We start from the raw sequence: 15,902 nt of genomic DNA on the forward strand, positions 1-15,902 counted from the left end.
GGCCCCTAACAGTTTTAGCTGAGGGTGATGATATAGTCTAGTCCGTCTGCCTGAATTTTGGCAGAGTAATATCCTGAAAAGGACGGTATTATACGTGGCATCCTGACGTTATTGAATTTATTATTTCAAAAATGCAAAATCCAAGAATTTTACGCTTCTTAATAGAAAATACAAACGATGAAACGATCAAGAAACATGCAAAGGATAAACTTAAATTTACACCATTAACTGTCCAAGAGAAGGCAATGTACCAGGGAATCGTCAATTACAAACACATTCCAGGGCTAGGTGGTTTCGGTGAGGATGTCATTGCTGAGGCTGAAGAGAAGCTGCAAACTGGCGGGAACTATACCGTTCATAATTCAGAATTCTTAACGGGTGCGAATATCTCTATTTGTTTGACGAAAGAATTCATGGAAGCTGTTGAGAATGATAGTGATTACGAGCTACGTTTCCCATATGTTGAACACTATAGTAAAGAGGAAATGAAGATTTACAATGAAGAATGGCATAATGTTGGAGACGTACGCGAATGGGAGAGACTCGGTCACAAAGTGCGGGTTTATAAGAAGATCAAGGCTAAAGAACTTTGGAATCTCATTAACATTTGCGCAACCTACTCTGCGGAGCCAGGAATATTTTTCATCGATAATGCTAACGACATGACAAATGCAAAAGCATATGGTCAGCAAGTTGTTGCAACAAATCCGTGTGGTAAAGTGCTTGCCTCACGTTAAAAACTCGACCTAATTGACTTGGAACCTGACCACGTAATGGTGAAGGCAACAGGGCGGAACCCAATAGGGACCGTGAGAGACTAAAGCGGTTGAGCCAGTATTTCGATACTGTAAGCGATAGTCCAATCCTCTTAGAAATAAGAGAGCGAGAATTGGAGCAGCCTCTCGCACCATTTTCAGTATGTAACCTTGCAGCTGTAAACCTTGCAGAAATGGCAGACAAGGAAACTAAAACAGTAGATTTTGAGAAGTTAAAGAAAACCGTAGCAGTCGGTGTTAGAATGCAGGACAACGTTATCAATGCTACACCATATTTCCTTGAGGAAAATAAGAAGCAAGCGCTAGGAGAGCGTCGTGTTGGCCTTGGAGTAATGGGGCTTCATGATATGCTTATCTATTGTGAAACTGTGTACGGCTCAGAAGAAGGTAATAAACTTGTTGATCAAGTATTTGAAGTAATAGCAACTACTGCTTATGAAACATCAGTAGAATTAGCGAAAGAAAAGGGAAGTTTTCCATTCTTGAATGGTGAAACACGCGAAGAAACAAACCGTTTGCGACAAGCATTTATCGATACAGGATATATGAAAAAGATGCCTGAAAATGTTCGCCAGTCTATATTAGAAAATGGGATAAGAAACTCACATTTGTTAACTGTTGCTCCGACGGGATCCACAGGGACCATGGTCGGGGTTTCCACAGGCCTAGAACCTTATTTCTCATTCTCTTATTTCCGAAGCGGCCGTTTAGGGAAGTTTATCGAAGTGAAAGCTGATATTGTTCAAGAATACCTAGATAAGCACCCAAAAGCGGATGCGGAAAATCTTCCAAATTGGTTTGTTTCAGCGATGGAACTTGCACCTGAAGCACATGCTGATGTTCAATGCGTCATTCAGCGCTGGATTGACAGCTCTATTAGTAAAACTGTAAATGCCCCGCAAGGTTACAGTGTTGAACAAGTTGAAAAAGTGTACGAACGTCTATACAAGGGCGGAGCCAAGGGTGGAACTGTTTATGTGGATGGTTCACGTGACTCACAGGTTCTTACACTAAAGGCAGAAGAGAACGAAGTTCCAACATTCAAAGAAAAAGTGAAACAACATGTAGTTCTTGTTGATACCATAAGTGACCTACGTTCAACAGATGTAACGATTGGTTCGGAAGTAGGCAATACATGTCCAGTCTGCCGTAAAGGTAAAGTAAAAGAAATTGGCGGCTGTAATACATGTTCAAACTGCGGAACACAGCTTAAGTGTGGTTTATAAAAAATAAAACGAGGATACCCCTTATGGGTGTCCTCGTTTTGTCATACTAATTAAAGAAAAATACCTCCAATAATCCCTGTAACAACTATCACCCAAGGCGGAAGCTTCCAAAAGGCAAGCAGGCTAAACAATAGTGCCGCAAAAGCAAAATCCATTGGACTGAGAATGGAACTAGTCCAAATTGGCGTATAAAAGGCTGAAATTAAAATACCTACTACTGCTGCATTTACACCCAACAATGCACCTTTTATCTTTGGATTACGGCTTAAACTTACCCAAAAAGGCAAAGAACCTAATACCAATAAAAACGCTGGGAGAAAGATCGCAAAGGTTGCCAGCATTCCTCCAGCCCATCCATTCACCACCGCACCTATATAGGCGGCAAAGGTGAACAACGGTCCAGGTACCGCTTGGGCTGCACCATATCCTGCTAGGAACTCTTCCTCGCTGAGCCAGCCACTCGGAACAAATTCGCGTTCCAATAAAGGTAAAACCACATGCCCGCCACCAAAGACCAGCGAACCAGATCGGTAAAAGCTATCAAACATAGCCACCCAGCTAGATGCAGTCAAATCCCTTAAGATAGGCAGAAAAATCAATAATCCGAAAAATATTCCTAAACAAACAAATGCAAGTATTCGAGAGATTGGAAACTCAATATTAGAGGAAGAGTCTTCCTTCTGTTCTTTATAGATAATAAACCCTGCAATTGCTGCAGTAAGGATTACGAGTACCTGTGAATAGGCTGTTTGCCATATAAGAGTACAAACCAAAGCTAGCAATGCAACTGTTTTTCGAGTGGTGTCAGGAGTTAATTTTTGTCCCATTCCCCATATGGCATGAGCAACAACAGCTACTGCTACAATTTTTAACCCGTGAATCCAGCCTGCTTCTCCAAAATCCAACCCGTTAAGAATGAGGGCAAATACAATCAACATAACCACTGAAGGTATAGTAAAACCAACAAATGCTAAAATACCTCCTAACAAACCGCCTCTCATTACACCTATTCCAATTCCAACTTGACTGCTGGCAGGACCGGGCAGAAACTGACATAGTGCTACAAGATTGGCGTATGCTTGTTCATCCAGCCATTTCCTTCTGCGAACATACTCATCATGAAAATATCCTAAATGTGCTATAGGACCGCCAAATGAAGTGAATCCAAGTTTTGCTGAAACCATTAAGATTTCAAATAAAACAGACAGTTTGCTTTGTTTCATAAATCCCCCTTTGTAGTTACTGGTATATACAGATAAGTTTATCTGTATGTATCGAAATAATCATCAAAAAACACTGCTTTAAAATGTTAAAAAAATGTAAATCCCCCTCTTTACATACTATACCGGGGTATAATATAATCTTTTCAACAGATAATATTAACAACATTTCCATATTAGTTTGCCTAAACAAAAATTATGGTTTGTCGACAAACGTGCTATAAATTAGCACGCTATATTTTTCCAAAATATATACCCTATATAGGTATAGAGGAGTGATTTGGTATGAAAAAATGGGCAGTCTCAGCACTAGTTTATCTTCTTATTATTGTAGGAGGATATTATGTTTATGCCTCAAGTTACGGAACAGAATCTCATGATGAGAACATGCCAGTAAACGATAATGGGGCAAAGTCCCATGAACAGGGGCATGAAGAAAACAATGTAAACCATAACGGTGATAGTGAGGTGATTCCGAGTCTAAAAGTTCATAATGGGGAATTGATTATTACTTTGAATGATTTAGATGGAAACCCTGTATCAGATTTAGAAGTAAATCACGAAAAGCTGATGCATTTAATTGTTGTCAGTACAGATCTAAAAGGATATAAGCATTTACACCCTCAAATGGTTGAGCCGGGAGTCTTCAAAATTTCCCATTCATTACCAGTAGGAGAGTATAAAGCATTTGTTGATATTAAACCAATAGGCAAGGAATATGAGACAGCACCTATTCCTTTCATGACAGGTGAAGTTCATAATGAAAACTCTTTAATCGTAGATAGTGAATTAACAAAGGAAGCAGGCGGTCATACAGTTAAACTGATTCCTAGTTCATTAAAAGTAAATGAGGAAATCCAACTGACATTTGACCTGACTGGAAATACTCCAGAACCTTATCTAGGAGCATTAGGACACGTCGTAATACTTGATCAAAAAGGGAAAAATTACATTCATGTACATCCTCTAGCCGGGAATGAGCCTGTGTTTGCTACAAAATTCTCAGAACCAGGGATTTACAAGATATGGGCAGAGTTTAAGTTTAACGGTGAAGTATTTGTATATCCGTACGTTGTAGAAATTAAATAATCAAAGCAAAACGCATCGGTAATAAAATTTCCGATGCGTTTTGCCTATTTGAACTGTCCCATAATTGTCGAAAACTCTTCATCCGTTCTTCATTTTATGTGGGTACTATTATTATAGTATTAACTTAGTAAACATTCCTTTTAAAAAAGGTGATTCCATGTACAATCTCATGAGTCAATTTAGTTCATTTGTCAGTAAACCGTTCTTTATTATAGCCAATAGCTTAGAATCTTGGCCAATTGTATTTGCTTTACTCTTGGGGGTAGTGGGGGCTCTTGCACCCTGTCAATTGACTGGTAATATCAGCGCATTAACACTTTACGGCAACAGGTCCTTCCAACAAAAAATTGTGTGGAAGGATGTTATCTTTTTCACTCTAGGTAAAGTAGCTGCTTTCTCTTTATTAGGGTGTCTTGTATGGATTTTAGGAAGAGAAATTCAAGATACTCTAATATCGTATTTTCCATGGATTCGCAAAATTATGGGACCATTATTAATCATTGTTGGGATATATATGCTTGGATTAATAAAACTAACAGGGACAATCAATTTTTTTAAAGGGTCTAAAGTGTACAAAAGTGAAACACCATTCGGTTCCTTTATGTTAGGGTTCAGTTTTTCACTGGCGTTTTGTCCAACCATGTTTATTCTATTCTTTGTTACCTTAATGCCGATTGTATTGTCCAGCACATATGGGTTTATTCTTCCTTCTATATTTGCCCTAGGCACTGCATTGCCGCTAATCCTTTTTATTCTGATTATATGGTACTTAGGCGGGGGCGGAGTATTGATGAGAAAGGGACGAAAGGTTGGTACTTCCATACAAAGAATATCAGGAATATTGATGATCTTGTTAGGTATATTTGACTCCTTTACCTATTGGTCACTGTAAATTTTGGATAAAAATATAGTCATACGAACAAAATGTGAAAGTTGGAAAATAATAAGAGAAATGATTAAAAAACACTTTACATAGGGTAGGGGGGTATGGTTAAATATAAATATGGAATAACCTCCTTAACAAGGTTAAATAAGTGTAAATTACGAAAGGGTGTATAAATAATGGAAAAAGTTACGTTAAACGTACAAGGAATGTCTTGCGACCATTGTGTAAAAGCAGTTGAAGGCAGTGTTGGTGAACTAAACGGAGTAAGCTCTGTAAAAGTTAACTTAAAAGCTAATACAGTTGATGTGGAATATAATAACCAAGAAGTATCATTAGATAAAATCAAAGAGACAATTGATGATCAAGGATATGACGTAGAGTAAAATATGAAAAGATACGTGCTAGTGAATAGCACGTTCTTTTTAAAATAAAATATACCCACACGGGGTATAAAGGGGTGACTTTTATGTCTCAAGTTTTAAAAGAAACCAATTTGCAAATTTCCGGAATGACCTGTGCTGCTTGTGCCTTAAGGATAGAAAAGGGCTTAAATAAATTAGAAGGTGTAGAAACAGCAACCGTAAATCTAGCGTTAGAAAAATCAGCTGTTAAATACGATCCAGAAAAACTAAAGGTCGAAGATATTGAAAAGAAGATTAGAGACCTAGGTTATGACGTGGTTACTGAAAAAGTCGAGTTTGATATTACCGGAATGACTTGTGCTGCTTGCTCAACCCGAATAGAAAAAGGCTTAAATAAACTAGAAGGTGTTAGTAAAGCAAATGTAAATTTAGCACTTGAAAAAGCAAGTGTGGAATATAATGGGTCTGTTTTAACACCAGGTGACATCATAAAAAAGGTTGAAAAGCTTGGTTACGGGGCTCGAGTTAAGGCAGCTGATAAAGAAACAAGTGACCACCGTCAAAAGGAAATAAAAAAGCAAAACGGCAAGTTTATTTTTTCAGCTATTCTTTCCCTGCCGTTATTATGGGCAATGGTTGGACATTTCTCATTTACGTCTTTTATTTGGGTTCCTGAAGCTTTTATGAACCCATGGGTTCAACTAGCCTTGGCAACACCTGTTCAGTTTATAATTGGTTCCCAGTTCTACATTGGAGCCTATAAAGCACTCAAAAACAAAAGCGCTAATATGGATGTACTGGTTGCCCTCGGGACTTCTGCAGCTTATTTTTACAGTCTGTATTTATCGATTATGTCTCTTATGGAAGAAGCACATGGAGTTGAGCTTTATTATGAAACAAGTTCAATATTAATTACTTTAATTATTTTAGGTAAGCTTTTTGAGGCAAAAGCTAAAGGACGCTCCTCAGAGGCGATTAAGAAATTAATGGGACTACAAGCTAAAACGGCGACTGTTGAAAGAGATGGCCAAGAGCATGTAATCCCTCTTGAAGAGGTGGCAGCAGGGGATCTTTTACTCATAAAGCCAGGAGAAAAAATTCCTGTTGACGGAATAATCATTGAAGGAAATTCAGCTATTGATGAATCTATGCTTACAGGTGAAAGTGTTCCAGTTGATAAGTCAATTGGTGATGAAGTCATTGGTGCTACGATAAATAAAAACGGCTTTTTGAAAGTGGAAGCGAAAAAGGTCGGAAAAGATACTGCCTTAGCGCAAATTATTAAAGTGGTAGAAGAAGCACAAGGTTCGAAGGCGCCGATTCAGCGGCTTGCAGATAAAATATCTGGGGTATTTGTACCTATTGTCGTTGGGATTGCTTTACTTACATTTATAATTTGGTTTGTTTGGGCAGCTCCCGGAGACTTTGCGGAAAGCTTAGAAAAAATGATAGCCGTCCTTGTAATTGCCTGTCCGTGTGCTCTAGGATTGGCCACTCCAACATCCATTATGGCTGGTTCAGGCCGGTCTGCAGAATATGGAATACTGTTTAAAGGTGGAGAACATCTAGAAATGACCCATCGTATTAACACAGTTGTATTGGATAAAACCGGGACAGTAACGAATGGTAAACCTATTTTAACGGACGTAATCACAACCGAAATGCTAGTAGAGGAAGAATTACTATCCTTCATTGGCTCTGCTGAAAAGCAATCGGAGCACCCATTAGCGCAAGCGATCGTTCAGGGGATAAAAGAAAAAGGTATTCACTTTAAAGATGTTAGTGAATTTGAAGCTATCCCTGGTTACGGAATCAAAGCTATAGTTGATGGGAAAGAATTATTAATTGGTACTAGAAAACTAATGAAAAAGTACAACGTAGACGCAGCTTCTGCTTTTGAAAAAATGAATGAACTAGAGAAGGCAGGCAAGACGGCGATGCTTGCCGCGATAAACGGACAATATGCAGGGACTGTAGCTGTTGCTGATACGATTAAAGAAACATCAAAAAGTGCAATCAACCGGCTGAAGGAAATGGGACTTGAGGTCGTTATGATAACGGGTGACAATCAAGAGACCGCCTTAGCTATTGCGAAACAAGCTGGAATTGAAAACGTGATTGCAGAAGTTCTTCCAGAGGGAAAAGCAGCTGAAATTAAACAATTACAAGCACAAGGCAAAAAAGTAGCCATGGTTGGAGATGGCATTAACGATGCTCCGGCATTAGCTGTTGCGGATATTGGAATGGCGATTGGAACCGGAACAGATGTGGCGATGGAAGCAGCTGACATCACCCTTATTAGAGGAGATTTAAATAGTATTGCAGACGCAATTTTCATGAGTAAGAAGACCATTACAAACATCAGGCAAAATCTTTTCTGGGCACTCGCCTATAATACACTGGGAATACCTTTTGCAGCACTTGGTTTCTTAGCTCCTTGGCTTGCAGGAGCAGCGATGGCATTCAGTTCTGTCTCCGTTGTCCTCAATGCGTTACGATTACAAAAAGTAAAACTATAGTGGTACTACAAAAAGGCTGACACATAATTGTCAGCCTTTTTCACATTTTTCACTATCTTTAACTATTATACTAATTTTAAAGGAATCAAATTTAATGAGCCAGGTGATATCATATGAATCATATTTTACTAATTGAAGATGAGGAAAGTGTGGCAACAGTCATAAAAGGCTATTTAGAAAAAGAAGGTTATTCGGTTCATTGTGCACCTGCCGGGCTAAAAGGGTTGGACCTTCTAAATAGATTTGAGTTTAAATTAATTATTCTTGATTTAATGCTGCCTGATATTAGTGGAGAAGAAGTTTGTAAAATCATTCGTCAATCATCTGATGTCCATATATTTATGCTGACAGCAAAAGGTTCATTAAATGACAAAATAGAAGGATTGAATATTGGGGCAGATGAGTACCTAGTAAAGCCATTCAGTCCAAGAGAATTAACTGCTAGAGTAAATGCCTTATTCAGGAGATTAAGCTCTAAATTTCCATCATCTAAGGTTATTTTTGACGATGGCTATTTAATGATAGATTGTGACAAAAGGTCAATTCGAGTTTTAGAGCAGGAGATTTCATTTACTCCTAATGAATTTGATATTCTCTGTGCCCTGGTTTCTGCGAAGGGAAATGTGTTATCAAGAGAACAGTTAATTGATAAAATTTTTGGAGTAGATTTTAGCGGCTATGATCGAACTATTGATGTGCATATAAAAAACATTCGGAAAAAGATTGAGATCGATACGAAGATTCCCAAGTATGTCCTAACGGTTATGAAAGCAGGTTATAAGTTTGGCGGTGAGAAGTAAGTGCAATCTATAAGCAGAAGGTTAAGTGTTTTATTGGTACTATCAGCGGTTGCTGCCATCCTCTTGGTTACTATTTTTGTTAATATCACAGTTTCAAATAAATTTAACGAGTACATGATTGAAACACAAAACAAGAGGTATGAAAGAATTGTTTCTTATTTTGAAGAAGCTTACAAACGAGAGGGTAAATGGTCCTCAGATACAGGTGTAGAATTAATGCATGAGGCTTCGATGGGTAATTATTGTTTAACACTTTTAGACAGCAGTAAACAGGCAGTTTGGGGAATGGACCCTGATGACTTAAAGAACCAAATTCATATTGGGGAGATGTCAGGACATGATGGCGGCGTTTATACCACCAAAACCTTTGACATTAAAATCGATGGTATCATAGTTGGGTACGTTGATATTGGACAATATTCATCTGTCCTTTTATCAGAAGAAGATTTAACCTTTAAATCTTCTATAAACAAAAGCATCGTTGTCAGTGGTGCTCTCACCCTCATCATTATTGGGAGCCTGAGTCTTTATTTTTCAAAGCAATTTTCAACACCGATTCGGGAAGTAGCAAAAATGTCTGTAAGCTTATCTCATGGTAACTTTGATACCGTATCAAATATTAAAAGTAATATAGAAGAATTAGAGGATTTAAGAAAAAGTGTGAATATCCTTGCAGCGAAATTAAAGTCTCAGGACACGCTTAGAAAGAGGTTAGTTTCGGATATTACGCATGAGATTAGAACACCCTTAAATGTGCTCCAAAATAATCTTGAGGCCATGATTGACGGTGTAGTTCCAGTAACCAAAGAGGGATTAAATTATTTAAATGAGGAAGTCATTCGGTTTGGAAAATTAGTAAATGACTTAAACCTCTTAAAAGAGTTTGAATCAGAAAGTATTAAGCTGAATTATGAAACCATTCAACTGGATGATTTAATTACTGAGATGAGTAAAGATTTTTATATAGGGACTGATTGTAATCATATTTCTATCGAATATGATATTCAAGCAGATGAAACCTATCAAATAATTGGAGACAAAGATAAGATAAAACAAGTAATCATCAATTTATTATCAAACGCTATTAAATTTACTGAGAAGAACGGTAAAGTACTTATTAAACTATATAAAGAAAATAAAAATATCATCTTAGAAATAATCGATAATGGCATGGGAATTAGGCAGGAGGATTTACCCTTTATATTTGAAAGGCTGTATAGAGGTGATAAAAGCAGGAATCAAATAGAAGGAAATGGGATCGGTTTAACGATTGTAAAGAATATTTTAGAGCTTCACAATGCGATGATCAAGGTGGATAGTAAGGAAGGGATAGGAACGACGGTTAAGATATATTTTGCTTCACGAGTTTAACGTAAATCTGTGACTATTATTTGACACTCTTGTTTTCTTCATACTGTCTTCATAACAAATTACTATTCTAATGTTGAAAGTACTATACATTAGGAGTTGTAGGTATGAAGAAAAAAATAGTTATGATACTTATTACTAGCGCTATCGTTGCAGCCTTTTCTGGCTGCAGCAGACCAGTAACCGGGGACAAAGAGGCAGATGATGCTCTTGTTGCCTTTAACAAAATTGTGAAGACATATCCCGATAAAAAAGGGTTTCATGAAGAGCTTAAACACTGGGGGTTTGAATTGCCGACTGGTGAAAAGTTCGAATGGAGCAAAGATATGTCGGCAAATAAGGCTGATTTTGCCATGGTTATGCTGGCAGACCCGCTTGTTGAAGCTGGACTTGATATTAAGAAGCTTGATGAAAACGAATGGCTCTTTGAGCCTGAAGGTAAGGACGATAAAGGAAACTCTCTTCCGAATCGGCTAATAAAACCATACAACGTATCAGATAAAAAACAAGCCTCAAATGGTTCTGAGGATTCAATGAGAAGACTTTTAAAAGCTGATACAGAAAATGTCAGCTATCGTAAAGACGATAAGCACTTCAGTCTTAGCCTTGGAAGCGGCAACCAAGTCCAGTGGACAGAAAAGCTAGGTACAAATGACGCTGACTTAATCTTCGCATTAAAGGCAGAGCCTCTTGTGGACGCAGGGTTGGATGTTAAAAAACTTGCGGATAGCGGCTGGGTCTTTAAAGAAGCTGGCAAGGATGATTCTGAAATGGGAGCAAACCCTGATCAAATCATTAAAATCTATGATATTAAGAAATAATCTATAAGCCACCCCTATTAATGGGGGTGGTTATCATACATGATGATAAAAAAATGGGGTGCGAGAATTGGAACAGAGTCTTAAAATAGGCGGAATGACTTGTGCTGCTTGTGCAAAACGAATTGAAAAAGTGACGAAAAAGCTTGAAGGTGTCGAGGAATCCAGTGTAAATTATACAACCGAAAAACTAAGCATTCAGTATGATGAAACAATCGTAACACTCCCGGCTATTCGTGCTGTGATTGAGAAGGCAGGATATGAAGCAATTATTGAGTGTGCTAAGAGGGTACTGCAAATAGAAGGAATGACCTGTGCAGCATGTGCGAAACGAATTGAAAAGGTAACTAGTAAACTTCATGGTGTGCTGGAATCAAATGTTAATTATGCAACAGAAAAATTATCAATAAGCTTTGAGCCTTCTAAAGTAAGAGTTTCAGATATCAAACTAGCCATTGAAAAGGCAGGTTATAAAGCAATAGATGAGGAAGGTACTGTTGACACTGATAAAGAGAGAAAAGAAAAAGAAATCAAGCTGTTATGGAAGAAGTTTGTGATCTCTGCTGTCTTTACGCTGCCACTGCTTGTAATCACAATGGGCCATATGTTTTTTGAACCGATTGGTTTTAAACTTCCAGCAATAATTGATCCAATGGTTAACCCATTATACTTTGGCTTAATTCAATTATTATTGGTACTTCCAGTGTTATTAGCTGGCAATAAATTTTTTACGGTCGGCTTTAGCTCTCTGATCAGTAGAAGCCCCAATATGGACTCTTTAATAGCAATTGGTACTTCTGCAGCATTCCTTTACGGGATCTTCGCTATTTTTCAGATATATGGCGGGAACATCGATTACGCCTATGATTTATATTTCGAAGCAGCCGGAGTTATTATTACCTTAATTCTGCTGGGTAAATATTTAGAAGCTGTTACAAAAGGAAAGACCTCTGAAGCAATAAAGAAACTAATGGGCCTAGCCCCCAAAACGGCAATCATTATTCGTAACGGTAAAGAAGTAGAAATGGCAATCGAAGAAGTAGAAGTCGGCGATATCCTTGTCGTTAAACCAGGAGAAAAAATGCCTGTAGACGGTGAAGTAATCGAAGGAATGACTTCTGTTGACGAATCCATGCTGACTGGTGAAAGTATGCCGGTAGAGAAAAATATAGGCGATGCTATTATCGGTGCAAGTATCAATAAAAATGGAATGATAAAATATAAGGCTACTAGAGTTGGTAAAGATACTGCTTTGGCGCAGATTATTAAACTAGTAGAAGATGCACAAGGTTCAAAGGCTCCGATTGCAAAGATGGCAGATATTATTTCTGGTTATTTTGTTCCTGTGGTAATTGGTATCGGAATTGCTGCGGCGTTAGCTTGGTATTTCTTTGCGGGCGAAACAGGAGTATTTTCTTTAACCATTTTCATCTCAGTTCTTGTTATCGCTTGCCCTTGTGCTTTAGGTTTGGCAACCCCAACAGCTATTATGGTAGGCACAGGAAAAGGTGCTGAATATGGGGTCCTAATTAAAAGCGGTGTTGCTTTAGAGACTGCTCATAAAATCAAAACCATTGTCTTTGATAAGACTGGGACAATAACCGAGGGAAAACCAAAGGTTACAGATGTTGTTGTGACGGGTGTAATTTCTGCGGAATACCTGCTTCAATTGGCCGCTTCTGCTGAAAAAGGATCTGAGCATCCATTAGGTGAAGCAATTGTGAAAGATGCAGAGGAAAAAGGGATAGAGTTAAAAAATTTAGACTTCTTCAAAGCAATTCCTGGCCATGGAATTGAGGTTGAAATGGATGGCAAGAACATATTACTAGGAAATCGAAAGCTTATGGTTGACAGCGGGATTTCGCTGAAAGACTTTGAGGTTTCATCTGACAGGCTCGCCGGCGAGGGAAAAACGCCAATGTATGTGGCTATTGACGGTCAGTTGGCAGGAATTATCGCAGTAGCAGATACCGTTAAAGAAAATAGTAAAAAAGCAATTGAGCAGCTTCATAAAATGGGTATAGAAGTTGCCATGATTACTGGTGATAACAAAAGGACGGCAGAAGCGATTGCAAAACAAGTCGGGATTGACAGAGTGTTAGCAGAAGTCCTGCCTGAAGACAAAGCGGCCGAGGTTAAAAAGATTCAAGCAGAAGGCAGAAAAACAGCAATGGTGGGGGATGGAATAAACGATGCTCCTGCCTTAGCACAGGCAGATATCGGAATTGCAATCGGATCTGGTACAGATGTTGCATTGGAGTCTGCAGATATTGTTCTTATGAGAAGTGATCTCATGGATGTGCCAACCGCTATTCAATTAAGTAAAAAAACAATCTCAAACATCAAACAAAACCTATTTTGGGCATTTGGATACAACACTCTAGGTATACCAATCGCGATGGGAGTACTTTACTTATTCGGAGGACCGCTGTTAAACCCAATCATCGCAGCGGCGGCCATGAGTTTAAGCTCCGTTTCAGTATTATTAAATGCCTTAAGACTAAAAGGCTTTAAACCAGCTAAATAATTAATTTATGATGGCAGTGAACTTGATTCACTGCCATTTTATTATTTCTGGATTAATAGTTCATTAGCAAGGTGCTGGAGAAGGATCTCACAGGAGGGATGAGAGACCATGGGCCTTTTAAAAGTGCCGGGGACGGCTTTCATAGGAGAGATGAGTGACCATGGACCTTCTAAAAGTGCAGGCGAAGGCTCTCATAGGAGGGATGAGTGACCATAGACGTTCCAAAAGTGCAGGCGAAGGCTCTCATAGAAGCGATGAGAGACCATGGACGTACCAAAAGTGCTGGCGAAGGCTCTCATAGGAGGGATGAGAGACCATGGACGTACCAAAATTGCTGAAAACGGCACTCATTTGGGCGACGCTTATGAATATGATAATTGGCATTAAATGTTTAGACAAAATAAAAAAATTGCCGAGAAAAAACCTTTCTCGACAATCTAATTCCGCCAAATATATGACCTGAATATAAGTTTCCTATTGTATATATCTTGCTCTAACTTCCTCAAGGTCAGCTGTATTGATATCATCAACCACTTCAATAATTCCTAGTAATTCTTGTTCATTAAGATAGATTCCATAGGAACCGCTGCTCGTAATAGTAAATTCAATATTATTGACCCCTTTTGTCCCAGTAAAATCGGTAACAATTTGCATGGTTTGTGAATTGAGAATCATAAAGTACCCTTCTGCATTATCAAAGGCTGATAAATCTAATGCCATTTTTGTTTTAACACCTTTATTAACTACCATAATAAGAGGCTCTAGCTCATATCCAATTCCCTTTATTGTAAGTGTCTGCTCGTTAACTGCAACTTCAGCTTTTTTAACCAATTGTTCTGTTAATACCTTACTTAAATCATTCCCGTAGATACTATGCTTTTCAGGTTCCGCAGGAGGTGCACTTGCAGCAGTATCAATGCCTTCTCCGTCACTGTCTGGAGCACTGATAGCTTCTAGGTCATCTACAACCTTAATTACTCCGCGTTTCATTCCCATCCAGCAGCTAAAATTAAGATCTTCATCCCCGGGTGTGAATTCAATTAGATTATTTCCGCTTTGCAGCTTCTGTTGAATATTCATATCCGGCACTACAATGGTATTATTACAGCCAGTAATCTCTTCGCCTTCAACAACCCATTTTAACGGCAATCCTTTTTGGACATAAAGAGTTTTGGGCGTGTAGCCATAAACATTAGCAGTCATATTCAATACCTGAACACCATCTTGAATGGTTGCTTTAATTGCATCAGAATCTGTTTGTGAGCCCGTCTCGCCGAAAGCACCTGCATTAGACATAATGGCCATCGGGCTTAGATTCATGCCTGCTAGGGCAAGACCTCTATTACTCATAATAAGACCAAGCATGATGATTAACACGCCGCTAATTTTAAGGATTTTCTTTGTATAGTCTTTACTTAATAATCCAGACAATGCTCCAAATGTCAGCATAAGCGGGACAGTTCCAATTGAGAACATAAACATCGATAACGCACCTGCTGCTGCACTGGCTGTCCCAAGCGCAAATATTTGCATGGTTTGCAGGGGACCACAGGGCATTAATCCGTTTAATAGCCCGACAAAAAAAGGTGCTTTAGCATTCCCCATGGCTCTGCATGCTGCCTGAGGTAATTTTATTTGAAATTTTCTAAAGGCTTTAAAACCAGCCATATTAAAGCCCATCATAATCATGAAAATACCTGCAAATAGCTGCAGACCGGCCTTTAGTGTAAGAGATAGTGCGAAAACTGAGCCGATTGCGCCAATAAGCCCCCCAAGAATTGTATAAGCACTTACCCTGCCGGCGTTATATAAGAGAGCCGGTTTTATCGCTTCAAATTTATTTTTACTCTCTTTTCCCAGACTTTGCGATAACATAATACCGCCGCACATTCCTACACAATGGATAGAGGTAATAACCCCAATTACAAATAATACAGCATAAGAGGCATTATTTAGATTGGCTTCCATATCGTAGTTTCCTGAGTTAATCCCAAGCAGTACAATAGCCGCTGCCGCAATGAAAATGCCAATGAATTTAAAGTCTTTAGGATTTGCGGTACTATAACCCACGCTTTCGATAGCAGCTTTTATTTTTTTTAAGTCGCAGAGATTAGAATCATATTCAATTTCCGCAAACTGGCCGCTAAAACTGGCGCTTACATCGATCACTCCCTCTAATTTTTTAACCGTTCTTTCAACCCGTTTTTCACAGGAGGTACAGGTCATTTCATATACCTTTATACTTTCCCTAATTATGCTCATAAAGTTCCCTGCCTTTACTCGTAATAAAGCCTGCTAATAATAGGTAAAG

Annotated in this window: 11 protein-coding genes and 2 pseudogenes; 11 read left to right on the plus strand and 2 right to left on the minus strand. The window is 38.6% G+C overall.

Features of this window, described 5'->3' with window-relative positions:
• Positions 1 to 95: 95 nt before the first annotated feature.
• Together SFC47_RS10625 and SFC47_RS10630 are read left to right on the plus strand one after the other, a co-directional pair.
• A pseudogene (locus tag SFC47_RS10625) lies at positions 96 to 716 on the plus strand (vitamin B12-dependent ribonucleotide reductase); the annotation flags it as partial.
• Between the two features lie 176 nt (positions 717 to 892).
• Positions 893 to 2,002: pseudogene (locus SFC47_RS10630) on the plus strand (vitamin B12-dependent ribonucleotide reductase); the annotation flags it as partial.
• 50 nt (positions 2,003 to 2,052) lie between these two features.
• Here the strand turns inward: SFC47_RS10630 and SFC47_RS10635 are convergent.
• The gene (locus tag SFC47_RS10635) at positions 2,053 to 3,225 is read right to left on the minus strand and encodes a chromate transporter (protein WP_411254251.1); all 1,173 of its coding nucleotides are present in this window, start codon (positions 3,223 to 3,225) and stop codon (positions 2,053 to 2,055) included.
• 282 nt (positions 3,226 to 3,507) lie between these two features.
• Between SFC47_RS10635 and SFC47_RS10640 the strand changes: the two genes are divergently transcribed.
• The 9 genes from SFC47_RS10640 to SFC47_RS10680 all read left to right on the plus strand — a co-directional run bounded on the left by SFC47_RS10640 (position 3,508) and on the right by SFC47_RS10680 (position 13,929).
• Positions 3,508 to 4,311, plus strand: coding sequence for a hypothetical protein (locus SFC47_RS10640; RefSeq protein WP_411254252.1), 804 nt, complete (start codon positions 3,508 to 3,510; stop codon positions 4,309 to 4,311).
• A 157-nt stretch (positions 4,312 to 4,468) separates the two neighbouring features.
• The gene (locus SFC47_RS10645; RefSeq protein WP_411254253.1) at positions 4,469 to 5,203 is read left to right on the plus strand and encodes an urease accessory protein UreH domain-containing protein; all 735 of its coding nucleotides are present in this window, start codon (positions 4,469 to 4,471) and stop codon (positions 5,201 to 5,203) included.
• A 170-nt stretch (positions 5,204 to 5,373) separates the two neighbouring features.
• Positions 5,374 to 5,580 (plus strand): copper chaperone CopZ, encoded by a 207-nt coding sequence (copZ, locus tag SFC47_RS10650; RefSeq protein ID WP_307194491.1) that lies wholly within the window; start codon positions 5,374 to 5,376, stop codon positions 5,578 to 5,580.
• An 83-nt stretch (positions 5,581 to 5,663) separates the two neighbouring features.
• Positions 5,664 to 8,078, plus strand: a complete 2,415-nt coding sequence (locus SFC47_RS10655) for a heavy metal translocating P-type ATPase (protein ID WP_411254254.1) — start codon at positions 5,664 to 5,666, stop codon at positions 8,076 to 8,078.
• A 113-nt stretch (positions 8,079 to 8,191) separates the two neighbouring features.
• A complete protein-coding gene (locus tag SFC47_RS10660) occupies positions 8,192 to 8,878 on the plus strand; it encodes a response regulator transcription factor (RefSeq protein WP_411254255.1) in 687 nt (228 codons plus the stop codon).
• Positions 8,879 to 10,249, plus strand: a complete 1,371-nt coding sequence (locus SFC47_RS10665; protein ID WP_411254256.1) for a HAMP domain-containing sensor histidine kinase — start codon at positions 8,879 to 8,881, stop codon at positions 10,247 to 10,249. It abuts the gene before it with no gap.
• Between the two features lie 104 nt (positions 10,250 to 10,353).
• Positions 10,354 to 11,067 carry a hypothetical protein gene (locus tag SFC47_RS10670; protein WP_411254257.1) on the plus strand — a complete coding sequence of 238 codons (714 nt, stop codon included), beginning with the start codon at positions 10,354 to 10,356 and terminating at the stop codon, positions 11,065 to 11,067.
• A 67-nt stretch (positions 11,068 to 11,134) separates the two neighbouring features.
• A complete protein-coding gene (locus SFC47_RS10675; protein WP_411254258.1) occupies positions 11,135 to 13,591 on the plus strand; it encodes a heavy metal translocating P-type ATPase in 2,457 nt (818 codons plus the stop codon).
• Between the two features lie 206 nt (positions 13,592 to 13,797).
• On the plus strand, positions 13,798 to 13,929 hold the full coding sequence (locus SFC47_RS10680) for a hypothetical protein (RefSeq protein WP_411254259.1): 132 nt from the start codon (positions 13,798 to 13,800) through the stop codon (positions 13,927 to 13,929).
• A 136-nt stretch (positions 13,930 to 14,065) separates the two neighbouring features.
• Here SFC47_RS10680 and SFC47_RS10685 read toward each other — a convergent pair whose 3' ends face one another.
• Positions 14,066 to 15,853 carry an urease accessory protein UreH domain-containing protein gene (locus SFC47_RS10685; RefSeq protein ID WP_411254260.1) on the minus strand — a complete coding sequence of 596 codons (1,788 nt, stop codon included), beginning with the start codon at positions 15,851 to 15,853 and terminating at the stop codon, positions 14,066 to 14,068.
• Positions 15,854 to 15,902 lie beyond the last annotated feature (49 nt).

Source organism: Neobacillus niacini (genome assembly GCF_046591715.1).
GTDB classification, from domain to species: Bacteria; Bacillota; Bacilli; order Bacillales; family Cytobacillaceae; genus Neobacillus; species Neobacillus niacini_L.